This is a genomic window from Paraburkholderia sp. IMGN_8, assembly GCF_038050405.1.
Lineage (GTDB): Bacteria > Pseudomonadota > Gammaproteobacteria > Burkholderiales > Burkholderiaceae > Paraburkholderia.
In genome coordinates this window covers 1,213,774-1,235,988 of sequence record NZ_CP150901.1, presented here as the reverse complement: position 1 = coordinate 1,235,988, position 22,215 = coordinate 1,213,774, and the positions used below count along the sequence as shown (strand labels likewise).

The window sequence follows — 22,215 nt, the reverse complement described above, 5'->3', positions numbered from 1 at the left end:
TCCCGAATGAACATTCTCGCCTGGCGGCCTAGACTTGTCATACAGTCATATATATGACTGTATGAGATGCATGAACGGAGACAGGTATGTTCGGTTGGTATAAGCAAGGCACGCCCCTCGAGCGCAACACCTTTTGGGGGTGCTTCGCAGGTTGGGGACTCGATGCGCTCGACGTGCAGATGTTCACGCTGGCCATTCCCGCCATCATTGCGGCTTATGGCATCGACCATACGCAGGCCGGTGCGATCAGCAGCGTGACGCTTGTGTCTTCAGCGCTCGGCGGCTGGCTCGCTGGGGCGCTCTCAGATCGCTTTGGGCGGGTGCGAACGCTGCAAATGACGATTCTGTGGTTCGCCGGTTTTACGTTTCTGTGTGCGTTCGCTCAAAACTTCCCTCAACTCCTTGTCCTCAAGGCGCTGCAAGGGTTCGGATTCGGCGGCGAATGGGCGGCGGGCGCGGTGCTGATGGCAGAAACCATCCGGACCGAACACCGCGGCAGGGCCATGGGCGCCGTGCAGAGCGCGTGGGCGGTTGGCTGGGGCGCGGCCGTTCTGCTCTATGCCGCGGTCTTCTCCTGGTTACCGGCGGACACGGCGTGGCGAGTGATGTTCGCTGTTGGCCTGTTGCCGGCCGGCCTGGTTCTCTTCGTACGGCGCAACCTCAAGGAACCCGTGCGCGCCGCTCCGGCAAGCGCGGAACCCAAGGTCTCCGCGTTGGGGCAAATCACCCAGGTCTTTCAGCCACGGGTGATCCGGACCACCCTCATCGGCGCGGTGTTGGGCACCGGCGCTCACGGCGGGTACTACGCCATCATGACGTGGCTGCCAACCTTCCTTGCAAAAGAGCGGCACCTCTCGGTTTTGAACACCGGCGGCTATCTGGCGGTTGTCATCGTTGCCTTCTGGTGCGGCTGCATGGCAAGCGCGTATCTGCTCGACCGCATTGGCCGTCGACGCAACATTGCACTGTTCGCGTTCTGCTGCATCGTCACCGTGCTCGCCTACGTGATGCTTCCGCTGACCAACACACAGATGCTCGTTCTCGGCTTCCCGCTCGGGTTTTTCGCCGCGGGCATCCCAGCCAGCCTGGGGCCCCTCTTCAATGAGCTTTACCCTGCCGACATGCGCGGCACCGGCGTTGGATTCTGCTACAACTTCGGGCGCATCGCCTCGGCGGCCTTCCCGGTTCTCGTCGGCTACATGAGTCATTCGATGTCGCTCGGCGCAGCGATCGGCATTGACGCGGCAGTTGCGTACGGACTTGCGATGGTCGCCGTTCTGCTCCTTCCCGAGACGCGCGGCAAGCGGCTACGTGAGGCTGCGCGGGAACACACCCCCGATGCTGCCGACAATGCGCGGTTGACCTTGAACCCTCCGCGGGGATGACGATGACCGCTCCAGTACTCACCGTACAGTCGCGACCCTGTCGCGTGGACACACACGCGCACGTCTTCGAGCGGGGCTTGCCACTGACAGCCGGAAGGCGCTACGCGCCGGGCTACGATGCAACGCTCGCCGCCTACCTGCGGCTTCTAAATGCCCACGACATCGGCCAGGCCGTTCTGGTGCAACCGAGCTTTCTCGGGACCGACAACCGCTATCTGCTGCAAGCACTGTCACATGACACCCGCCGTTTGAGGGGCGTTGCAGTTGTCGCGCCCGATATCTCCGAACAAACGTTAGTTGACCTGCATGAGCAAGGCATTACCGGCGTACGGCTCAACTTGATGGAGCAGGCGTTACCAGACCTGCGCGCGAAATCCTGGACAACCCTGCTGGACCAACTGTCGCGACTCGGTTGGCATGTCGAATTGCACAGGCAAGCGCATGACCTGGCACCGTTGATCGACTGCCTTCTCGATGCGGGATTGCCGGTTGTAGTCGACCATTTCGGGCGACCCGACCCAGACAAGGGAACAGGCGACCCCGGATTCAAAACGCTTCTTGGCTTTGGCAAGACAGCGCGGGTTTGGGTCAAAATCTCGGGTGCGTACCGCTGTACGGCTCCTGATTCAAGCTTTGTCCGTGACGCGACGAGCCAACTCCTGGAACACTTCGGTCCTGAGCGCCTGATGTGGGGAAGCGACTGGCCCCACACACAGAATGAACATGTGGTGGACTACGGGCAGTCGTTATCGACGCTGTTGGACCTTGGACTGGATCCCGCTGTCGTCGACTCGATTCTTTGCACAACCCCGCATTCCTTCTACAGATTCGACGAGGAGCCTGCAAACCACAACACGTCGACTGCGCAAACGCTTCAACGCACATCTTGAGGTAATCACGCCAGGCTCGCCGCGCAGGCAAGGGCTTGTTATAATTCTTTCACCAAATCGAACAAAACATAACGCCCCACCCACACTGCGCGACAGGACCTCCATGCTGAAACCCGATCGCCTCCGCGCCCTCGCCGATGCGCTGGCCAGGCAAAACGTGATGCGCCTGCGCGACGCCGCCAGCCTGCTGGGCGTATCGGAGATGACTGTCCGGCGCGACATCGCAGGCAGTCCGGAACGATTCACGTATCTCGGCGGCTACATCGTCAGCGCGACTGACGTACCGAACAATGCCGGCTATTCGCTCGAAGAGGAAAAAGACCACTTCGCGCAGGCCAAGGCAGAAGCGTCCGCGATTGCGGCGAAGCTGATCGGCGACAACGAAACGCTGTTCATCGATTGCGGCACGACGCTCACCACGCTGGCCCGGCTGATTCCGGTCGAGCGCCATGTCACCGTGGTGTGCTACTCGTTGAATGTCGCGGAGATTCTGCGGCGCAAGCCGAATGTGCGGATGATTCTGCTGGGCGGCGTCTATGTGCCGTCGTCAGATTCGTTTGCGGGCGAAGAAAGTCTGGAGATGCTGCGCCGCATGGGGATTAACAAGGCGTTCATTTCCGCGGGCGGCGTGGACACCGCACGCGGCGTCACCTGCTGGAATTTTCACGAAGTCGCGCTGAAACAGGCCGCCATGGCGAGTGCCGTCGAACGGCATCTGGTGGTGGACCAGAGCAAGTTCGGCGTTGTGAAAGCGGTGCGTTTCTCGCAAATCGACGACTTCGATTCGATCATCACCGAAAAAGGCCAGGAGCTCCGCAAACGCCGGTAATCGCCCAAAGCACGACGCCACGACGGCGCGCGCGTCGCGCTGCGAGCGTGCCAATCGCTACGTTCAGCTTTTGCGTTGCAACGCGAAGAGCGTCCCGGCGATCAGAATGAAGGCGCCGATGATCACCTTCTGCCAGGTGCTCGGCACGCCGACCAGAATCAGCACGCTGTTGATCAGCGTGACGAGCACGACACCGAGCAAGGTACCCGCTACCGTACCCGTACCGCCCGTAATGCGCGCGCCGCCCAGGATCACCGCCGCGATCACATCGAGTTCCGAGCCGACCAGATCGAACGGATTCGCGAGACGATTGTTCGACACATGCAGAATGCCGGCGATACCGGCGAGCATGCCCGTATAGCCGAATACGAACAGATGGATCGCGCGCAGGTTGTAGCCGAGCCGCTCGGCAATCGCCAGACTGCCGCCCATCGCATAGACGCCCCGCCCCATCATCGTCCGGTTCAGCAGCCACCACGTGACGGCGGCGGCCGCCACCAGCGCCAGCACCGAAACCGGAAGCACCGCGCGCAGTCCGTCAGCCGTGTGATAGAAAAACAGCGGAATGCGGCCGAAACGATCCATGCTGTGCGGAATGTTCATGAAGAACTTCGTGCCGATGAACGTCAGCAAAAGCCCGCGATACAGATATTGCGTGCCGATCGTGACGATCAGCGAAGGCGCTTTCAACCGGTGCACGAGCAGGCCGTTGACGACACCGAGCACGACGCCGCCGAGCGCGCCCGTGATCAGGATCAGCGCGAAGGGCGCGTCGGGCCACCATGCGAACACTGCCTTGGTGATGCCGTACATCGTCAGCGCGGCGATCGCGGTGAACGACACGTCGATCCCGCCCGAAGCGAGCACGACTAGCGTTCCCAGCGCAAAAAGCGACATCGTGGTGGCCGAGTGCAACAGGTCGAATAGCGTCGCGAGCTGGAAGAAGCGCGGATTGATCGCACCGACAATCAGGCACGTCACCGCGATCAGCGCGACGGTGAACCATTCGGGGTTGCGCGCGAGCTTCGCCCGCAAGCTCGGCGGCGTGACCTCGGGCGCGACTTCGACGACGGTCGGAGTGGTCATGGTCTGGTTCATGCGCGGATTCATGCGCGAGTTCATGGGTATTGGCGTCCTCTATGCCGCTTCCGAAAGCAGCGCGTGATACAGGTCAGCTTCATTCAGCTCGTCGGCTCGGTATTCACTTGCGACGCGCCCCTTCTTCATCATCAGGATGCGGTCGCAGTTCTGCAGCAGTTCGGGCAAGTCGTCGCTAATCAGGATGATGCCGATGCCGCGTTGCGACAGGCGCTGCATGATGCGGTAAATGATGTCCTTCGATCCGACGTCGACGCCGACCGTCGGTCCGTGCAGGATCAGCACGCGCGGATCGATCGCGAGCCAGCGGCCGATCAGCACGCGTTGCTGATTGCCGCCGGACAGCGACTGCACCGGCTTGTCGACGCCGGGCGTCGCGATCTGCAAATCCTTCACCGTCTGTTCCGCAAGCGCCTGCGCGCGTGCGCGATCGATCTGACCGAAACGGTCGCGCAAACCGGAAATCATCGCGGTGATCAGGTTGTCGCGGATCGGCTTATCGAGGAACAGACCTTCGTTCAGGCGGTCTTCCGGCACGTAGCCGATGCGATGTCGTTTCGCGTCCGACGGTGTGCGCAATGAAATGGCACGGCCGTCGAGCACGACGTGTCCCGACTGCGCCGGCGCGACGCCTGCCAGCGCACGGGCAAGTTCGTTGCGCCCCGAATCCAGCAGACCGGTAACACCCAGAATTTCGCCGCCGTGCAATGCGAACGACACGTCATTGAACTGGCCGGCGCGCGTGAAACCCCGCACATCGAGCACGACGTCGTGCCCAAGACCACCTTCACGATAGCGCTCGTTCGACAGATGACGTCCGGTCATCAATTCGCTGATCTGCGCTTTCGTGAACTGCGCGATCGGTCCCTGCGCCATTTTTTGTCCATCGCGCAGCACGATCACTTCGCCGCCGATCGCATAGCACTCGTCGAGCTTGTGACTCACGAACAGCACCGTCACGCCCTGCGTGCGCAGATTGGCGAGCACCGCGATCAGGTTGTCGACTTCCTTTTGCGTGAGCGACGTCGTGGGCTCGTCCATGATGACGAACTTCGCCTCGCTCGCGATCGCGCGGGCAATCGCGACGAGCTGACGCGTCGCGAGCGGCAATTGTTCGATGAGCGTCGACTGAAAATCCGGATCGCCGGGCAGACCGACTGCTTCGAGCGCACGCGCCGCCGTGCGCGCCAGCGCGCGCCGGTCGAACGTGCGGGCGAGCCTGCCTTCGTGCAGGGCCAGCTCGGAAGTGAGCGCGACATTTTCGGCCACACTCATGTTAGGCAGCAGCGATAGGTCCTGATAGACCGTTTCGATGCCTGCCGCGAGGGCTTCAAGCGCGGAGAGCCGCGCATGCCTTTTGCCTTCGATGATGAGCTCGCCTTCGTCAGGCGGCTGTGCGCCGGAAATGATCTTGATGAGCGTGCTCTTGCCGCAACCGTTCTCGCCGAGCAGGTGATAAATCTGACCGCGCTCGAACGACAGGCTCACGCCGCGCAATGCATGCACACCCGTAAACCGCTTGTGCACGCCGACAACCTGCAGAACGGGCTGCGACGGTCGAGACCGCGGTGACGATACGTCTTGATTCATGATGGCGAACCGCTAGGTAAGGCGTGCCCACATGGGCACGCCGTGACACATAAAACATGAAACGTGGATCAGAACGGATACTGCTTGTAGTTCGACTTGTCGACGTTCACCCAGCCCTGGCCGCGCACGATGATGCCCTTGCCCGGCCCCTTGGCGACCGTGACCTTCGTGTAGCCAGGAATGCCGAGATCGGCCCCGTTCTCGACCGTTTTGCCATCGATCAGCATCTGCGCGACCTTGTTCATGGCGATGCCCGCAAGCTTCGGATCCCAGAACGCAATGCCGTTGACGGCGCCGCTTTCGAGGAACTTGCCCGCTTCGGTCGGCAAGCCCGTGCCGTAGACGCAAATCTTGCCCTGCATGCCGGCTTCCTCGACCGCGCGGCCGATACCGATCACGTCGAGCGAGGACGAGCCCTGGAAGCCCTTCAGGTCCGGATGCTTGCGCAGCACTTCCTTCGCGACTTCATACGCGCGCTCGCCGTCGTTATTGGTTTCGAGCTTCGGTTCGACCAGATTCATCTTCGGATATTTGGCCTTCGCGTTGCCGATGCCGCCGTCCGCCCACTGCACCTGCGAGCGGCTGCCGAGCGAACCGACCAGCACGGCCCACTTGCCGTCGCTGTGCATGCATGAGGCGAGACGCTCGTTCAGGCCGGCGCCATATGCGGTGTTGTCGAACGCTTCGATGTCGACCATCGTGTTCTTCGCGTTGTCGGCCTCATGGGTGACCACCTTGATGCCGCGATCCATCGCTTTCTTCAGCGCCGGTTCGAGCGTGGGCGGATCGTAGGGCACCACGGCGATCGCCGTGACCTTTTTGGCGATCAGGTCTTCGATGATCTTCAGCTGCTGCGCGGCATCCGCACGGCCCGGGCCGGTCTGATAGGCGTTCACGCCGGGGTTGTCCTTCGCGAACGCCTTGACGCCGTCGTCCATCCGGTTGAACCAGTTGATGCCCGTCACCTTGACGACCGTGACGATCGTCTCGTTGGTCGCAGCCTGCGCAGCGGCAATCACGCCCACCGTCAGGGCGCCTGCTGCAAGCGCGGCACCCAGTCGAGTCAATTTCATGCGATGTCTCCTTTATCGTTCGATGTCGCCCCTCTTCACGGTCACGGACAGCCAGGGCTCGTTGTCCGCCGCGTACTGAAACCCCTGTTGCGTCTTCTGCTTGCGCCGGCTCTCGAGCTAACGCTTCGGCGCCGTGCCCGCGCCACGGGTGCTGACGCCAGTACCACCACCGCCGAAGCCGAAAATCGCGCGCACCCGCTCGCCGCCCGCAAACGCCAGCGACAACAACAACAGAAAACCCCACGCGCAATCGCCGAAGAACTGCGACACGCCCAGCAGATTGAACAGGCTCGAAAGAAACTGCAGCACCGTCGCGGCAAAGAACACGCAGATGATGCGGCCGTGGCCACCCGCGGGATTCACGCCGCCCATCACCGCGATCAGAATCGCGATCAGCAGGTATGAATTGCCGTAATCCCATTTCGCGCTGGAGGTGTGCGTCGCGCTGATGAGCCCTGCCAGCGAAGCGAGCACGCCGCACATTGCATAGGTCGTGATCAGCATCCGCGCGCGCGGAATGCCGGCATAGAACGCGGCTTTGGGATTGGTGCCCATCAGATAGAGGCGCAGGCCGAATGGGCTGCGTTTGAGCAGCCACCCCAGCACGACGACTGCCGCGATAAAGATGCAGAACGCGATCGGCACCTGAAACACCGTCCCGTTACCGATATTCGACAACGGGTCGACATAGTCGACGTGCACCGATGCGCCGTTGCTGAGTACCACGGCAAAGCCCGTGAACAGAAGCTGCGTGCCGAGCGTACAGAGAATCGGCGTGAGTCTGAGACGCGCGATGACCACGCCGTTCAGGAGCCCGCCCAGCAGCCCCACCGCCACCACGATCGCGCAGAACAGCGCCGTATAGAGCATCGGCGAGTCGTCGCCGTTGACGAAGTGCGGCACGGCCATCGCGGCGACCATGCCCGACAGATTGGCAAGCCCGACGCCGGACAGGTCGATCCCGCCGTTGCCGGACACCATCGACAGCATGATGCCGAGCGCGAGCAAACCGAGTTCGGGCAACTGACCGCCCATCGATTGCAGGTTGTCGATATCGACGAACTGCCCGTGCGATAGCCACGTCGCGACCAGCACGACGAGCACATTGACGATCAGCAAGAAATTCAGTTGCCGGTCGGCAAACAGCTTTCCAGCGGCGAACGAGGACTTCATGGTGATGACGATCTCCTTCAACCTGCGCAAACAGTCAGAATGCCTGGGACGTCTGACCCGAATGGTTCAATACCCGCTTCACTTCATCGAGCGTCGGCATGGAAGGCGCCGTGCCCGGACGCGTCACGGAAATGCCCGCGAGCGCGCAACCGAAGCGCATCGCGGAGATCGCATCGTCGCCGCGTGCGAGCGCCGCCGCGAAGCCGCCCGTAAAGCCGTCGCCGGCACCGGCGGTTTCCACCACGCGACCGCATTGGTAAGCCGGCACATGTACCGATTGGGTCGCCGAATGCAGCAGCGCGCCGCCTTCGCCGAGCGTGACGATCACCGCGCCGACACCTTTGGCGAGCAGCACGTCGGCGGCACGGCGTGCATCGTCGGCGTTCGCGATCGGCATGCCGGTCAGCGCGGCGGCTTCGGTTTCGTTCGGGGTGATGTAGTCGCACAACGGGAAGATGCCGTCGTCGAGCGGCAACGCGGGCGCCGGATTGAACACGGTGATGACGCCGTGTTTGCGCGCAACTTCCAGACCGCGGCGCGCGGCAGGCAGCGGCTGTTCGAGCTGCGTGACAAACACGCGCGCGGCGGCGATGTCGGCTTCGATCGCGTCGACGTCGGCTGCGATCATCGTGCCGGCCGCGCCGGATGCGACGATGATCGCGTTCATGCCGGTGGTGTCGTCGACGAAGATATGCGCCGCGCCGGTGGAAACACCCTCGACGACCGACGCGCGCGCCGTGATGCCTTCAGCCGCCCACGTCGTGCGTGCAATCGCGCCGAACGCGTCGTTGCCGATGCGGGTGCAGAAGACCACCTCGGCGCCGGCACGCGCCGCCGCGACCGCCTGATTCGAGCCCTTGCCGCCCGGCCCCATCGCGAATGCCGAGCCGGCGATCGTCTCGCCGATCAGCGGCATGCGCTCAGCGCGAAACGTCAGGTCGGTGACGTATATGCCGAGAATGACGACGCGCCCGCTTCGTTCCTGAGGCGTGTTCATGTGCGTTCCCCTCGCGGGGCAACAGTCGCGATCAGTCCATCGGCATTCAGCAGCGCGGTGTTCAACAGCAGGTCCAGATTCTTCAGCACGTTGTCTCCTCCATTTTCTGGTTGGCGTGCATGTCGTTCAGACGTTTATTCCGACTGTCGATCAGTCTCCGTACGGTATCCAGATGTTCTTTACCTGCACGGCCTGACGCAAAAACGGCAGGCCTTCGCTCGATCGGTCGAACCAGTCGAACTGGCGTCCGTGATCGACGAAAGTACGCTTCAGATTGCCGATCGACTCGCGTTCGACCAGCGTCGAATCCGCCGCCTTGCCGAAGCACCAGACGGCATCGACATCGTCGTGTTTGGCGAGCGCCGGCAGCAGCGCGCCGCGTTCACCCGTCACGATGTTGAGCACGCCGCCTGGCACGTCCGAGGTCTCGGCCACCTGATAAAAGTCGGTGACCTTAAGCGGACACGCCTCACTCGGCAACACGACGACGCGATTGCCCATCGCAAGCGCGGGCGCCGCCAGCGAAACGAAGCCGAGCAACGGCGCCTCGTCCGGACAGGCAATGCCGATTACGCCGAGCGGTTCGTGCATCGCCAGTGCGACGCCGCGCAGCGGCGGCGTATGCACAGCGCCATCGAACTTGTCCGCCCACGCGGCGTAGGTGAAGAGGCGCGCCACCGCTGCTTCGACTTCCGCACGCGCCGCCGCTTCCGTCACCCCGTTTCTCGCGACGAGTTGCCGCGCGAATTCGTCCGCGCGCACGGCAAGATTCTCGGCAAGATAGAAAAGCACCTGAGCCCGGTGATGCGTGCTCGCCTGCGACCACTTCTGCGCCGCCCGTGCCGCTTCGACCGCGTTGCGAATGTCCTTCCGGTTACCCTCGCCCACTTCGCCGACCGGCGTGCCATCCGGCGCGTGAACCTGCAACGAATACCCACTATCTGGACGCACCTGCTTGCCGCCAATGAACAGCTTCGCGGTACGGTCGATCAGCGTGATATTCGCCGACTGACTACGCTCGCCTGCGCGTGCCGCGGGAACCACCGACCGACGCTCCGCAAGGTTGAGCCACGCACGCGGTTTCAGATATTCGTAGATGCCCTCACGTCCGCCTTCGCGCCCATAGCCCGATTCGCGATAGCCGCCGAAGCCGACTGCCGCGTCGAACAGGTTCGTCGCATTGATCCACACGACCCCGCACGCAAGACGCGGCGCAATGTCGAGCGCGCGGCCGATCGTCTCGCTCCAGACGCTGGCGGCGAGCCCATAGCGCGAGTTGTTCGCGAGTGCGATGGCTTCGTCGGGCGTACGGAAGCTCATCGTCACCAGCACCGGGCCGAAGATTTCTTCCTGCGCGAGCGTGGAAGCCGGCGCCACGCCGGTGACGAGCGTGGGCGGATAAAAGCAGCCGCCGGCCGGCATCGTCGCATTGGGCGATTGCCAGATCGAGCAGCCTTCCCGCCGCCCGCTTTCCACCAGTGACTCGATGCGTTCGAGCTGCACCGGATCGACGATCGCGCCGATATCGATGCTCTTGTCGAGCGAGGTGCCGACGCGCAGCGTTTCCATGCGGCGTTTCAGCTTCGCGATGAAGCGCGCTTCGATCCCCTCCTGCACGAGCAGCCGCGAGCCCGCGCAACAGACCTGCCCCTGGTTGAACCAGATTGCATCGACTACGCCTTCTACAGCGCCGTCGAGGTCCGCATCGTCGAACACGATGAACGGCGACTTGCCGCCGAGTTCGAGCGTCAGCGATTTGCCCGAGCCGGCCGTGACCGAGCGGATCGATCGCCCCACTTCGGTCGAACCCGTAAAGGCGATTTTGTCGACCTGCGGATGCGCAACGAGCGCCGCGCCGGTAAGGCCGTCGCCCGTGACGACGTTCAGCACGCCCGCGGGCAAGCCCGCCCGATGTGCGAGCTCGGCGAACAGCAAGGCCGTGAGCGGCGTGTATTCGGCGGGCTTCAGGACGACGCAGTTGCCCGTTGCAATCGCCGGTGCGATCTTCCACGCGAGCATCAGCAGCGGGAAATTCCACGGCACGATCTGACCGACCACGCCGAGCGGCGCATAACCGGCGAATTCGCTGTCCTGCAACTGTGCCCAGCCCGCGTGATGCAGGAAGTGACGCGCGACGAGCGGCACGTCGATATCGCGCGTTTCGCGGATCGGCTTGCCGTTGTCGAGCGCTTCGAGCACGGCGAACAGCCGGCTATGGCGCTGCACCATGCGCGCGAGCGCGTACAGATGCCGCGCACGTCCGGCGCCGCCCAGCGCGAGCCAGCCCGGTTGCGCGGTGCGCGCAGCGGCCACGGCCGCATCGATATCGGCCGCATCGCCCTGGGCGATATCGGCGAGCCGTTCGCCCGTCGCGGGCGCGTGCGAGACGAAGCGCTCACCGGCGGCCGGCGCACGCCACGCGCCGCCGATGAAATGCCCGAAGCTCGCCTCGTGCTGCGCGAGCCATGCGCGCGCGGCCTGGTCGTCCTCGGGTGCGGGACCGTACTCCATCGATGAAAAATACTCGGCTACGCTCATGGGATCGGTCTTGTGTTCAGGCTACGGGGTGACGGTTGAAAGCGGAATAACGGCCGCTCACATGATGTTCGAGCTGGCGTTCGATATCGGCCAGCAGACTCGACGCGCCGATCCGGAACAGCGCCGGTTCGAGCCACGGGCGGCCGAGTTCTTCCTTCATCAGGATCTGGTAGGACAGCACGGACTTCGCGTTCGACACGCCACCCGCCGGCTTGAAGCCGATGGGCACGCCCGTGCGCGCCTGGTATTCGCGGATCATGCGCACCATCACGAGCGACACGTCGAGCGTCGCGTTGACGCCCTCCTTGCCGGTCGATGTCTTGATGAAGTCGGCGCCGGCCATCATGCAGACCATGGATGCGCGCGCAACGTTGGACAGCGTGCGGATGTCGCCGGTCGCCAGAATCGTCTTCAGATGCGCTGGGCCGCACGCCGCGCGGAAGTCGCGCACTTCGTCGTAAAGCGCCTGCCAGTTGCCGGTGAGCACGTATTCGCGCGTCACCACGATGTCGATTTCCATCGCGCCGTCCGCGACGGAAGCCTCGATCTCTTTCAGCTTCAGCGGATGCGGAATCAGCCCGGCTGGAAAACCTGTCGATACCGCGGCGACCGGGATGCCGCTCCCCTGCAGCGCATCCACTGCCGCCGCGACGAAGCGGTGATACACGCAGACTGCGCCCGTCGTGATGCCCCGCGGCGCGATGCCGAGCGCTTCGAGCAGATCGGCGCGCACCGGCTGGCGCGCTTTCGCGCAGAGGCGCCGCACGCGGCCTTCGGTGTCGTCGCCGTTGAGCGTTGTCAGGTCGATGCAGGTGACGGCCTTCAGCAGCCACGCGGCCTGCGCATCCTTCTTGACGGTGCGGCGCGTGGCAAGCGTGGACGTACGCCGTTCGACCGCGGACTGGTTGACGCGCAGGCCATCCAGCCATGACGCGTCGAACGTCGTGCCCGGGTTGCGGACCGGATGGATGAGTGGGCCGCCGCGCAGCGCGATGACCGAAGAAGACAAGGAAGGACTTTCAGGCATGAGACATCCGAAATTTTGATGCGACGCACAACCAGCGGCTGACGATGTATCCGCATCTATGCTACAACGATTGATATAATCATAACAAGTCTTGCGAATCAATCGTTACATTCAGATTGTTTTAGCCTGCCTGAGCGCCTTAAATGTTATTGGCACACCACCTCCATGGTGCGAAGATCACAACTCCACGCCGATCAAGATTCCCAGCGGCGTTCATGTTTACGGCGAAGGCTCCATCGAAATCGCCGGCACGACAGTGGCGTTCGGCTGGCGTCCATTCCCAGGGGCGCCGTGGTTCAAACGATCGTCAGCGGAACCGTGCTTGTAAAATGCGGGGTTCAACCGCGCTCGCGTACTTTTTCCGGTCATGCGAACTCGCGACAACTCTCCAGAGAAGCCATGGATAATCCCACTCGTTCGGAACGCTCCCGCAGAGCGGCCCTCCAGGCTGCGCTCACCGTCGTTGCCCGCGACGGTCCGGGTCAACTCACGTTTGACGCGATCTCTCGCGAAAGCGGTATTAGCAAGGGCGGACTGATGCATCAGTTCCGCACCAAAGGAGATGTGCTGAAGGCGTTGCTCGAGCACGAGATCGAGTATTTCGATAAGTTCTCGCGAGACTATCTTGCTGGGGAAGGCGCGACGAAGTCCGAGCCCAATCTGGCAACAGAGATCGCAACCATGCGCGAAGCCACGGACAATCCCCATGCCGCGGGTTTTGCCATCCTTGCCGCGCTGGTTGAAGATCCCTCTCTCCTGTCCGCCATGCGCGAGGTCACTGCGGAAAAAGTCAAACGCATCAAGGCCGAGGCAGCCGACCCGGAACTCGCGCTCCTGCGCTGGGCAGCAGCCAGAGGCCTTGTCTTTACGGCCCTCCTTGGCCTGTGCCCGCTTTCCGAAAAAGAGCGCGGACGTTTGTTCGATCGGCTGCTTGACGACAACCAGTGGCCGGCCTCTCCTGAGGCCAAAAAGAAACCGCGCTCTGTACGCTCGCCACGCAAGGTCAAGAGCGACACTTGAGAAACCGTTGAATCAGGCCGCGTGGCCGTGGCTTCCCTTTTCGCTGTCGAGATGCGCCATCTGCGCCGCCGCGTAACGCTCACCTGCCGCGGCCCCGTTCGGCACTGCCTGCGCGATCGCGGCCAGATCTTCTGCGGTGAGCGTCACGTCGACCGCGCCGAGCGCCTCGGCAAGACGATCGCGCCGTCGTGCGCCAACGAGCGGCACGATATCGCTGCCTTGCGCTGCAACCCACGCAATGGCAATCTGCGCGACCGAGACGCCTTTGGCATCGGCCACCTTGCGAAGGGCATCCACGAGCGCGAGATTGTGATCGAGGTTGTCCCCCTGAAAGCGCGGACTCATGGCGCGAAAATCGCCTTTCCCTGCTGAGTCCTTGCTCCAGTGCCCGCTGATCAGGCCGCGCGACAGCACACCGCACGCCGTCACGCCGATACCGAGCTCGCGCAAGGTCGGCAGGATCTCTTCTTCGATGCCGGCATCCGCTACGACGAACGTCTCGAGCGCGACATGATCGCCGTGCCCATCTGCCCGCGCGTCCAACGCTTCGTCGCAGCGGCCGCGCCCTCCTACGTCGCGGCTCGCGGCATACCGCAACATCCACACGAACTGGTGAGCCACGCGTGCATCGGACACCGCTTCGACAGCGGCGCGCTGGCGACATGGGAATTCAGGCAGGGCGACGAGGTCGTGCGGATCGAGCCGAACGGACCAATGATCGCATCCGTGATCGAATTGCAAAGAGGCGCGGCCATCGAGGGGCTAGGTATTGTCTATTCCTTCGATGAGTTTCTGCGCCCGGCAATCGAGAGCGGCGCGCTCATACCGGTGCTCCCCGAGTGGTGGCAATCGTTCAGCGGACCGTTTCTTTACTATCCCAGCCGAACGTATATGCCAGGCCCGCTCCGAGCATTTGTGGACTTCATCCTGGCTGCGGGAGATTCGACGATGCAATCTCCTGTTTGAGATTGCACGGTGACGAACGGCCGCGCTCCACGCGGCAACGAACATTTCGTCACGTAGCGAAGCCCGGTATCTCGACTCCGAAAATCTGCAACACCAGGACGAGGTTGAGGGACAGTACGGCGACAGCCGCCACGGTAGCCAGCGCCGCAGTCACGGCGTGACTGCGGTACGCGCCCATCACCTGGCGCCGGCAGGTGAACCACACGAGCGCCACCATCGGAAACGGTAGCGCGATACTCAGCACGACCTGGCTGACGACCAGTGCCTGGGTGGCATTCACGCCGAAGCCGATTACAAGAAAACTCGGGATCATCGTGACCACGCGGCGCAGCCAAAGCGGAATCTGAAAGCCGACGAAACCCTGCATGACCATCTGCCCCGCCATCGTCCCGACGACCGAGCTGGATATTCCGGAGGCGATCAAAGACAGCAGGAACACGCCTGCCGCCCCGATTCCGAGCAGCGGAGCGAGCGTGTGATAGGCGGACTCGATTTCCGCGACCTCCGGGTGGCCCGCATGAAATGCGCTGGAGGCCATGATGACCATCGCCATGTTGATCAGTCCGGCGATCGTCAGCGCGATCATCACCTCAATATTGGAGAAGCGCACCAGCTTCACACGCTCGCCTTCGGTTCTTGCGGGCGCACGGCCCTGAGTCAGCCCGGAATGCAGGAAAAGCGCATGCGGCATCACGGTTGCGCCGATGATGCCGACCGCAATGGTGAGCGCCTGCGCATCGGGTAGCTGCGGTGTGAAAAGGTGGCCGGCCACGTCCGGCCAATGAACCGGCGTCAGGAAAAGCTCTGCCAGATAACATAGCCCGACGATACCCACGAGTGCCCCGATCGCCAGCTCGAGTGGCCTGAAGCCCGCTCTCTCGAACAGCAGCAAACCGTAAGTGATCAGCGCCGTCAGGACCATGCCTGCGAGAAGCGGCATATGGAAAAGCAGCGCGAGGCCGATCGCGCCGCCGAGGAATTCAGCGAGATCAGTCGCCATCGCGGCAACCTCGCTCACGCCCCACATCAGCCAGACGAGCGGCTTCGGGAAATGTGCGCGGCACAACTCCGCAAGATTTTGCCCCGTGACAATGCCAAGTTTCGCCGAGAGCGCCTGAAACAGCATCGCGATCACGTTGGCCAGCAGCACCACCCACAACAGGGAATAGCCGTAGCGCGCGCCCGCCTGGATGTTCGTTGCAAAATTGCCCGGGTCCATATAGGCGACCGATACGACCACCGCCGGGCCAGCGAACGGAAGGAGCATGGCCATCCCGCCGCGGTGCCCATCGAGCGCCTCGCGGATCGCAATGGTCGTCTTTTCGGTCAACGTACCGTGGCGGACCTTCTCCTTGAGGCGATCATCCATGTTTGCCTCATCCAGCAAGAAGTGCGGAAAATACTGGGCACTGCTTCATCGAGTAATTCATACTTTCAACAGAGTGTCGCCTGTCATCGACAGCGCGACCTCGCGCGTTAACGCGTCAACGTCTACGCGCGTTGATCGCTTTTCACCGGCCGTACCGCCATCCTACCCAGTATATTTTTCCACCCGTCTGTGGTCCAGATGTCGATTTCTATCGTTTCGATTAAAAAAACCGGTGTTTTTGCCGCATTGGCTTACTCGACGCCGACAGTCACCAATCTGGCTCAGGCTGCCGATAAAGTGATTGTGCTCGATTCCGGCGAAGCGCAATTGACGCTGATCGATCCGGACTGAGCTCGCTCCCCTGCTTTACTGGTTCCCGCAATTCAAGAGGCTTTAGATGATCCACGAAATCGTCGCTCAGCTGAACAATGGCATCTCGGCGCTACAAACACTTTTGTATGTCGATGTCGTCCAGCCGTTCCTTTACCGGTTCAATTTGATGGACTACGACGATGACACCTACGACGCGCTTTACTGGGTGATCATCGGTGTGCTTGAAATCCTCGTGACGTATCTCGCGTTGCGGCCACTCGAAGCACTGCGCCCGGTAGAAACCTGGTCGGACCGCAAGGCGCTGCGCGCCGACGTGATCTACACGTGGATCGCCAAGCTCGGCATCCTCAATATCGCGTTTTTCTTTTTGCTCCAGCCGCTTTTCAATCATTGGCAGAGCCTGATGGCGATCTACGATGTGCCGAACATCGACGTCGACAGCCTTTGGCCGGGCGTCACCGATCAGCCGGTCGTGTCGTTCGTCATCTATCTGGTTGTGCTCGACTTCTTCGGTTACTGGTATCACCGCTGGCAACACCGGTTCGGCGTATGGTGGGAATTGCATGCAGTGCATCATAGCCAGCAGCAGATGTCGCTGTGGGCCGACGACCGGAATCACTTTCTGGACGACATTATCCAGGCAGCGTTTTTTGCAGCGATTTCGCTGTTTATCGGCGTACCGCCGTCCCAGTTCGTCGTACTCGTCGCGGTTGGCAATTTCATGCAAAGCGTGCAACACGTGAACGCCCGCTTGCCTTATGGATGGCTGCTCGAGCGCGTGATCGTAAGCCCGATTTTTCATCGGCGTCATCACGCGGTCGGATACGGCCATGAAGGCACGCGCTACGGCTGCAACTTCGGCGTGCTGTTTCCGTGGTGGGACATGATGTTCCGGACCGCGTCGTGGGACCCCACGGTCGAGCCGACCGGCATCCGGGATCAATTGCCCATGCCGCATGGCGCAGCACGTTCATACGGCGACGGCTTGATCGCGCAGCAGTGGTACGCGTTCGGCCGGATCGCGAAGCGTCTGCGGGGGCAGCGAAATTACGGCGGCGTGACAGACTGATCGCGGTCGCCCCCGCGAGCCTGCCGTTCGCACTCCGCAGACTGCGGGCGCTTTCACAAACGGGGCGAATGCCTTGGACACCTGCAGTAGTCGACCTTCGAACAGTTTCGCTGCCTGACCGGCAGGACGTCCGCGCTCTCTTCATCCAGCCGCCGTCTTGCCTTAAGGCAGACGGTGCGCGCCATAGTAACCCTCTCCGTGCACCCTAAATAGCGCCATATGGCCGTTGTGATGACGCGCGTCCGAATGGCACCGCGTCGCGAGCATCCACTCTCGGCTGCGTCTGCTCGCGTCCGTTCGAATTAACGGCGCGAGCGGACGCGTGGATCAACGCGTGCGCAGCAAACACGTAGCAGACGCACGTACGAACGCCGATAAGGAGCCGCCATGCCGGACGGTGACAGTTACCCCATATGCCGCTCACCTTTATTTTTGCTTTTGCCCAAGGAAAGCGAGTAGACCTTCGTTGCTGCGCGTGATACGCACAACCTCTCCGTCTGCTGGCTTTCCGCGAACCGCGTCAAGCCACGCACTAAGCCACGCGTTTAGCGATATACGCACGGAGAAATATCATGACCTTCGGCCTCCTTCTGTCGCACCTGCCGCACGTCCAGGAATCGCGCCTCCACTACGACGCCATGCTTGCCCTGCACGCGCCCGCACCGTGCAAATTTGCCGCATTCTGGCAGCGCGTCAAAACATTCGTCTCGTAAGCCCGCGCTCTTATCCGGCATACGCAAGCGACGTCATCTGTCGGCGATAAACACCCTTACGCATGTCGAATCTGTATTGGCCTCGCGACCGGATGGCGCGCGTCCGCAGGACTTCACGAGACAAACCGCTCAGTCTCAGTGAGTGGTTTCTCATCGTCGCGTGGGCCTGCGCCCTGATGACGCTGGTTTGGTCAGTCCTGCTAATCGGCGTGATTCGAACGGTTCGACAGATGCGCTGAAGACCGCACCAGGTTTGCCCGTGCCGACAGGCGCGTGCCTGCGGCGCTGGTCAATACTGTCGCGTAACGCGCGTACGCATAGGTGTTATGCGACAGGAACCGGTGGCGGACATCGGAAATGGCGCAAGTCGTACAGCCAGTTGTTCTGGACTCAGGGAGGTTAGCGAGACAGGCTGCAACAAGACGTTTTCTGCTAGCTCTAACCGTCGAACCGGGTAGACATCTGGACAACGCGAACGGGATTGAGCCTAGCTGTTAGGGGAATACTGCTATGAACCGCTTACACTTCAATCACACGTTTTCGGCCGTTCTTCTTTCGACCGGGGCGATGACGCTACTTATGTTCGCATCCGTGTACGAAACCTGTCAGCTGCCCGCTGTGGATACGGTGCGCCTTTCCACGCAAGGGCCACCCAACAGTGCGAAGCCAAACAATGTTCCGTCGCACTGTCTGATTTACGGGAAATACTGCCTTGGAGAGCCGCTCCGCAGCAAATAGCCGTGCAACAAAAGCAACCACGCCCCGCCGCATGACGGGCGCTGATGCGGGATTTAATGTTCGCGGCGAATCTTCTGCCTTCTGCCTATTACCCTGTCGAGGTGCCACGTGCTCAACGTGTACCCTGCTCCAGCAACTGACTCCAAAGACGCTGCGCAATTGGGCCGTGCGCGGCATCTCGAAGCCGCGCCGCGTAGTGCTTAAGCGTCGCGCCTTGCAGGTGCCGCCCTTCCAGCGACACCAGCCGATGGTCCTCGAGGTCGCGAGCAACAAGGTGATAAGGCATGTGGCCCCACGCAAGCCCTTGCACAATCAGCTCACGCTTCATCAACTGGTCAGGCACGGTACAGGTTGCCGCGCCCTCGATCAGATAGTAATTGGCCTCCGAGGGCTGTTTGCTTGTGTCGCGAATGATGCATTGAACGTAGGGCCTCAAGTCATCAGGCGTGAGCGATTCGTGAGGGGGCTGCTTGAGAAACCCCGGTGCGGCGACCGGCACGAGCTTTACCTCGAAGAGTTCGACGGCTTCGATCGCTGGCGACGGTTTGTCGAGGTGATGGAAGATCAGGTCGCAATCGCCGTTTTGCAGCCGCTCCCAAGGACCGCTAATCGCCTCGAACAGAAGCGTCAGGCGCGTGCCGCTACTCGTGTCAAAGAACCGTTTGAGCGTGCCCAGTGTCTCCGGCAATGGACACAGGTCACCCACGGCGACGCGTAACTCCGCCTCCTGTCCGGCTGCGAGCTGAGCCGCTTCGCGCCGGAGATTTTCATATTGACGAAGAAACTGCGCGACGCGCGCGTGATACGCCGCGCCGTCCGCGGTGAGCGAGACACGGTACCCCGCCCGGTCGAGCAGGACCATTCCCACTTGAGCTTCAAGCGCACTCACAGCCGCATGGACCGTTGGATGCGTCCGGTTCAAACGCACTGCGGCCGCGGCAAAGCTGCCTTCGGCAACCAGCGCCTCAAAGCACTGCAACTGTAAGAGCGTGGGCTCGTTCATTGTAGAAATTGGCTTCAGTCTCTGTCGAAATATAGTAATTTTCTTCGACGATTGTCGATCCTACCATTCAGTCTCCCACTGAGGAGATCGACATGAAGGCAATCGTGAGGAAGCGGTTTGGCGGTCCCGAAGTGCTCGACATTGTCGAGAGACCGCTGCCAGCCGTAAAACCAGGCTGCGTGCTGATTCGCGTTCGCGCATTTGGCCTGAACCGGGCCGAACTCTATATGCGGCGCGGGTTGTGGGGAGAGGTGGCGGAAGTAAGCGGCATCGAATGTGTTGGGTCAGTGGTGTCGGATGCGAGCGGGATCCTGCGCGAGGGCCAGACCGTTGTGGCGCTGATGGGCGGGATGGGACGAACGATCGATGGCAGCTATGCAGAATACGTCGTCGCACCTGCAACCAATGTCGTGGCCGTTGAAACCACACTCGACTGGGAACGTCTCGCTGCCCTGCCGGAAGCCTATGCGGTCGCCTGGACGTGCCTTCACCGAAACCTCGAAATTAGTGCCGGGCAGCGACTCGTGGTGCGCGGGGGGACGTCGGGCCTTGGGCTGGCCGCCATCGATATCGGCTGCCGACTCGGCGCGGAGGTGATTGCAACCACCCGCCGGCCAGAGGGCGAAGCTTTGCTGCGCTCGCGTGGGGCCGCACATGTCGTGACGGCTGCGGGTGAGTTCGCGGGCGAGTTACTGACGGCGCCAGGCTGGCCAGGCGGCAAGGCCGACGTGGTGCTGGACCTCATCGGAAACAGCACCGTTCTCGACTCGATGCGCGCCACACGTCGGGGCGGTCGCGTGTGCCTGGCCGGATTTCTCGGGGGGCTCGCGCCGCTCGTCGACTTCAATCCGCTCGGCCAGATGCCAAGCGGCGTTCAGATGAGTTTTTTCGGCAGCTTCAACTTCGGGGCTCCCGACTTTCCGCTATCGGATGTGCCAATGCAACAGATCGTGGACTTCGAGGCGAGCGGTCTATATCAAGGTCGGGCCGCACATGTATTCGGCTTTTCCGAGGTCCCGATCGCCCACGAATTGATGGAGCGCAACGCGGCCGCTGGGAAGTGTGTCGTGGTCGTCTAAAAGTATCAGGAAATGGAAGTGGGTCTGGCCATTCATGGTGACCCGTGCAGGTATCGGGTCAGGACGCGCTGGGCGAGACGATCGCCAGGGTGCTGCTTTCAGCGACCGTCTCGCGCGAGGCAACGCAATCGCGTCACTGCCCGTCGTCTTCAGCCGGTACGAAGGCCATGCCGTGCGGGGCTTGCAGATTGGTCACCAACGGCAGCAGTGCTCCGCTGCGCAAATCGAGTTGGCCGACATAACCCGGCACCGCCGGTTGGCCGGGCGCAGCAGCTACGCCCGTTGATGCGGAAAAAGCCGCGCCGCGCTGCCAGACATCGGCACTGATCTTGTAAACGGTATTCGCCTTCGTATCGGACACGAGGAGAAAACCCCGTCGCGCTGTAGCGAACACCGTATCGTCAATCTGCACTTTGCCGAGCAGCGGCAAAAATTCCACGCGCGGTTCATCGCCTGACGAGCGCAACAGGACAAGCTGACTGTCTCCCTGATCATCGAGCAGAACATCACCCGACGGCGTCAGCGTCATCGAATCCGGATCGGTCAGGTTGAGCTTCGCCACTTTGCCAAACGGAATGTTGCTGGCATCAGGCATTCCAGACAACACCGCGGAAACGTCGATCGTGCCGTTCGGGTGGAGGATCGCGCGAACAATCGCGGGCCCCGTATTGAGGCCGTTGGCGTCAAGCGTCGGATTGGACGCGCTGAGAAAGGCCTGACCGTCCTTGAATACGATGTCGTCATAACCGCCGCCGTGCGGCGGCTTACCAAACGTATAGAGCTTGGTCAGACCCGTCGCCGCATTGATCGTGACGAGATTTGCATTCGCATCCTCGTTCTGCATCGCCCAGATTTCACGGGTGTAGGGATTGACCTTCAAACCATCGTTGTGGCCGGCCACAGTAAAGGTCCGCAAGGCCTTGCCGTCTCGCGAGTATTCGACAATCTGGCTTTGAGCATTGCCCGTGCCATCCGGCGCGCCGCCGTTTGCATAGGCAACCCAGATGTGATCGTCGAGTACGGCCAGAGAGTCGGGCGCGGAGGATCCGCTGGGAGCAGCCGCGAAGACGCTTAGGGTAAAACCTGGCGTCTGCACCGGCTTGGGTGACGCTTGCGCGTGAGCGACGCTAGTCGCGAAACATAACGCGGCGAACGCTAAAGAGGTGCGATTGAAAATGCGGTTGGTTGCGGAAATACGTCGAGTGCTTGCCATGTTTGGCTCCTGTGACGTGTACGCGGGGGGAGAAATGGGCGAAGCCGGAGGCGCAAATGGACTCGCCCGAGGCTGATCCGATGTAATGGCCGGTAAGGATAGGTAACCTATG

At 62.0% G+C, this 22,215-nt stretch carries 19 protein-coding genes and 1 pseudogene; 9 read left to right on the top strand and 11 right to left on the bottom strand.

Annotated elements, in window-relative coordinates; all coding sequences use genetic code 11:
- Window positions 1-86 precede the first annotated feature (86 nt).
- The 3 genes from WN982_RS26885 (at window position 87) to WN982_RS26875 (ending at window position 3,104) form a co-directional block, all read left to right on the top strand.
- Window positions 87-1,385, top strand: a complete 1,299-nt coding sequence (locus tag WN982_RS26885) for an MFS transporter (RefSeq protein WP_341318636.1) — start codon at window positions 87-89, stop codon at window positions 1,383-1,385.
- A 2-nt stretch (window positions 1,386-1,387) separates the two neighbouring features.
- Window positions 1,388-2,275 (top strand): amidohydrolase family protein, encoded by an 888-nt coding sequence (locus WN982_RS26880; RefSeq protein ID WP_341318635.1) that lies wholly within the window; start codon window positions 1,388-1,390, stop codon window positions 2,273-2,275.
- A gap of 103 nt (window positions 2,276-2,378) precedes the next feature.
- Complete coding sequence (locus tag WN982_RS26875; RefSeq protein WP_341318634.1) at window positions 2,379-3,104, top strand: DeoR/GlpR family DNA-binding transcription regulator; 726 nt, start codon at window positions 2,379-2,381, stop codon at window positions 3,102-3,104.
- Window positions 3,105-3,167: 63 nt separating this feature from the next.
- On the opposite strand, the gene WN982_RS26870 is transcribed toward WN982_RS26875, so the two are convergent.
- The 7 genes from WN982_RS26870 to deoC form a co-directional block, all read right to left on the bottom strand.
- Window positions 3,168-4,226 (bottom strand): ABC transporter permease, encoded by a 1,059-nt coding sequence (locus WN982_RS26870; protein ID WP_341318633.1) that lies wholly within the window; start codon window positions 4,224-4,226, stop codon window positions 3,168-3,170.
- 15 nt (window positions 4,227-4,241) lie between these two features.
- On the bottom strand, window positions 4,242-5,792 hold the full coding sequence (locus tag WN982_RS26865; protein WP_341318632.1) for a sugar ABC transporter ATP-binding protein: 1,551 nt from the start codon (window positions 5,790-5,792) through the stop codon (window positions 4,242-4,244).
- A 68-nt stretch (window positions 5,793-5,860) separates the two neighbouring features.
- On the bottom strand, window positions 5,861-6,865 hold the full coding sequence (locus tag WN982_RS26860; RefSeq protein ID WP_341318631.1) for an autoinducer 2 ABC transporter substrate-binding protein: 1,005 nt from the start codon (window positions 6,863-6,865) through the stop codon (window positions 5,861-5,863).
- A gap of 117 nt (window positions 6,866-6,982) precedes the next feature.
- Window positions 6,983-8,038 carry an ABC transporter permease gene (locus WN982_RS26855; protein WP_341318630.1) on the bottom strand — a complete coding sequence of 352 codons (1,056 nt, stop codon included), beginning with the start codon at window positions 8,036-8,038 and terminating at the stop codon, window positions 6,983-6,985.
- A gap of 34 nt (window positions 8,039-8,072) precedes the next feature.
- The gene (rbsK, locus tag WN982_RS26850; protein WP_341318629.1) at window positions 8,073-9,035 is read right to left on the bottom strand and encodes a ribokinase; all 963 of its coding nucleotides are present in this window, start codon (window positions 9,033-9,035) and stop codon (window positions 8,073-8,075) included.
- A gap of 150 nt (window positions 9,036-9,185) precedes the next feature.
- Window positions 9,186-11,573: an aldehyde dehydrogenase family protein gene (locus WN982_RS26845; protein ID WP_341318628.1), complete on the bottom strand. Its 2,388-nt coding sequence runs from the start codon at window positions 11,571-11,573 to the stop codon at window positions 9,186-9,188.
- Window positions 11,574-11,589: 16 nt separating this feature from the next.
- Window positions 11,590-12,600 (bottom strand): deoxyribose-phosphate aldolase, encoded by a 1,011-nt coding sequence (gene deoC / locus WN982_RS26840; protein WP_341318627.1) that lies wholly within the window; start codon window positions 12,598-12,600, stop codon window positions 11,590-11,592.
- A 399-nt stretch (window positions 12,601-12,999) separates the two neighbouring features.
- Here deoC and WN982_RS26835 point away from each other — a divergent pair, with 399 nt between their 5' ends.
- Window positions 13,000-13,620 carry a TetR/AcrR family transcriptional regulator gene (locus WN982_RS26835; protein ID WP_341318626.1) on the top strand — a complete coding sequence of 207 codons (621 nt, stop codon included), beginning with the start codon at window positions 13,000-13,002 and terminating at the stop codon, window positions 13,618-13,620.
- 12 nt (window positions 13,621-13,632) lie between these two features.
- Here the strand turns inward: WN982_RS26835 and WN982_RS26830 are convergent.
- Window positions 13,633-14,097: pseudogene (locus WN982_RS26830) on the bottom strand (aldo/keto reductase); the annotation flags it as partial.
- 33 nt (window positions 14,098-14,130) lie between these two features.
- Here WN982_RS26830 and WN982_RS26825 point away from each other — a divergent pair.
- Window positions 14,131-14,586, top strand: a complete 456-nt coding sequence (locus WN982_RS26825) for a LysR substrate-binding domain-containing protein (RefSeq protein ID WP_341318625.1) — start codon at window positions 14,131-14,133, stop codon at window positions 14,584-14,586.
- A gap of 49 nt (window positions 14,587-14,635) precedes the next feature.
- Here the strand turns inward: WN982_RS26825 and WN982_RS26820 are convergent, their stop codons facing one another.
- Complete coding sequence (locus WN982_RS26820) at window positions 14,636-15,955, bottom strand: Nramp family divalent metal transporter (protein WP_341318624.1); 1,320 nt, start codon at window positions 15,953-15,955, stop codon at window positions 14,636-14,638.
- Window positions 15,956-16,153: 198 nt separating this feature from the next.
- On the opposite strand from WN982_RS26820, the gene WN982_RS26815 reads away from it, so the two are divergent.
- From WN982_RS26815 to WN982_RS26805, 3 genes are all read left to right on the top strand, one after another.
- Window positions 16,154-16,306, top strand: a complete 153-nt coding sequence (locus WN982_RS26815; RefSeq protein ID WP_341318623.1) for a hypothetical protein — start codon at window positions 16,154-16,156, stop codon at window positions 16,304-16,306.
- A gap of 46 nt (window positions 16,307-16,352) precedes the next feature.
- The gene (locus tag WN982_RS26810; protein ID WP_341318622.1) at window positions 16,353-17,357 is read left to right on the top strand and encodes a sterol desaturase family protein; all 1,005 of its coding nucleotides are present in this window, start codon (window positions 16,353-16,355) and stop codon (window positions 17,355-17,357) included.
- Between the two features lie 572 nt (window positions 17,358-17,929).
- Complete coding sequence (locus WN982_RS26805) at window positions 17,930-18,070, top strand: hypothetical protein (protein WP_341318621.1); 141 nt, start codon at window positions 17,930-17,932, stop codon at window positions 18,068-18,070.
- Between the two features lie 850 nt (window positions 18,071-18,920).
- Here WN982_RS26805 and WN982_RS26800 read toward each other — a convergent pair.
- Window positions 18,921-19,811 carry a LysR family transcriptional regulator gene (locus WN982_RS26800; protein ID WP_341318620.1) on the bottom strand — a complete coding sequence of 297 codons (891 nt, stop codon included), beginning with the start codon at window positions 19,809-19,811 and terminating at the stop codon, window positions 18,921-18,923.
- 92 nt (window positions 19,812-19,903) lie between these two features.
- On the opposite strand from WN982_RS26800, the gene WN982_RS26795 reads away from it, so the two are divergent.
- Window positions 19,904-20,890 (top strand): zinc-binding dehydrogenase, encoded by a 987-nt coding sequence (locus tag WN982_RS26795; RefSeq protein ID WP_341318619.1) that lies wholly within the window; start codon window positions 19,904-19,906, stop codon window positions 20,888-20,890.
- A gap of 133 nt (window positions 20,891-21,023) precedes the next feature.
- On the opposite strand, the gene WN982_RS26790 is transcribed toward WN982_RS26795, so the two are convergent.
- Window positions 21,024-22,103, bottom strand: a complete 1,080-nt coding sequence (locus WN982_RS26790; protein WP_341318618.1) for a hypothetical protein — start codon at window positions 22,101-22,103, stop codon at window positions 21,024-21,026.
- Between the last annotated feature and the right edge of the window lie 112 nt (window positions 22,104-22,215).

What these genes read in the sequence shown, in the direction of transcription:
- WN982_RS26885 (WP_341318636.1), top strand. Translation starts at nt 87, where the DNA reads ATGTTCGGTTGGTATAAGCAAGGCACGCCCCTCGAGCGCAACACCTTT.
- WN982_RS26880 (WP_341318635.1), top strand. Translation starts at nt 1,388, where the DNA reads ATGACCGCTCCAGTACTCACCGTACAGTCGCGACCCTGTCGCGTGGAC.
- WN982_RS26875 (WP_341318634.1), top strand. Translation starts at nt 2,379, where the DNA reads ATGCTGAAACCCGATCGCCTCCGCGCCCTCGCCGATGCGCTGGCCAGG.
- WN982_RS26870 (WP_341318633.1), bottom strand. Translation starts at nt 4,226, where the DNA reads ATGAACTCGCGCATGAATCCGCGCATGAACCAGACCATGACCACTCCG.
- WN982_RS26865 (WP_341318632.1), bottom strand. Translation starts at nt 5,792, where the DNA reads ATGAATCAAGACGTATCGTCACCGCGGTCTCGACCGTCGCAGCCCGTT.
- WN982_RS26860 (WP_341318631.1), bottom strand. Translation starts at nt 6,865, where the DNA reads ATGAAATTGACTCGACTGGGTGCCGCGCTTGCAGCAGGCGCCCTGACG.
- WN982_RS26855 (WP_341318630.1), bottom strand. Translation starts at nt 8,038, where the DNA reads ATGAAGTCCTCGTTCGCCGCTGGAAAGCTGTTTGCCGACCGGCAACTG.
- rbsK (WP_341318629.1), bottom strand. Translation starts at nt 9,035, where the DNA reads ATGAACACGCCTCAGGAACGAAGCGGGCGCGTCGTCATTCTCGGCATA.
- WN982_RS26845 (WP_341318628.1), bottom strand. Translation starts at nt 11,573, where the DNA reads ATGAGCGTAGCCGAGTATTTTTCATCGATGGAGTACGGTCCCGCACCC.
- deoC (WP_341318627.1), bottom strand. Translation starts at nt 12,600, where the DNA reads ATGCCTGAAAGTCCTTCCTTGTCTTCTTCGGTCATCGCGCTGCGCGGC.
- WN982_RS26835 (WP_341318626.1), top strand. Translation starts at nt 13,000, where the DNA reads ATGGATAATCCCACTCGTTCGGAACGCTCCCGCAGAGCGGCCCTCCAG.
- WN982_RS26825 (WP_341318625.1), top strand. Translation starts at nt 14,131, where the DNA reads ATGATCGCCGTGCCCATCTGCCCGCGCGTCCAACGCTTCGTCGCAGCG.
- WN982_RS26820 (WP_341318624.1), bottom strand. Translation starts at nt 15,955, where the DNA reads ATGGATGATCGCCTCAAGGAGAAGGTCCGCCACGGTACGTTGACCGAA.
- WN982_RS26815 (WP_341318623.1), top strand. Translation starts at nt 16,154, where the DNA reads ATGTCGATTTCTATCGTTTCGATTAAAAAAACCGGTGTTTTTGCCGCA.
- WN982_RS26810 (WP_341318622.1), top strand. Translation starts at nt 16,353, where the DNA reads ATGATCCACGAAATCGTCGCTCAGCTGAACAATGGCATCTCGGCGCTA.
- WN982_RS26805 (WP_341318621.1), top strand. Translation starts at nt 17,930, where the DNA reads ATGACCTTCGGCCTCCTTCTGTCGCACCTGCCGCACGTCCAGGAATCG.
- WN982_RS26800 (WP_341318620.1), bottom strand. Translation starts at nt 19,811, where the DNA reads ATGAACGAGCCCACGCTCTTACAGTTGCAGTGCTTTGAGGCGCTGGTT.
- WN982_RS26795 (WP_341318619.1), top strand. Translation starts at nt 19,904, where the DNA reads ATGAAGGCAATCGTGAGGAAGCGGTTTGGCGGTCCCGAAGTGCTCGAC.
- WN982_RS26790 (WP_341318618.1), bottom strand. Translation starts at nt 22,103, where the DNA reads ATGGCAAGCACTCGACGTATTTCCGCAACCAACCGCATTTTCAATCGC.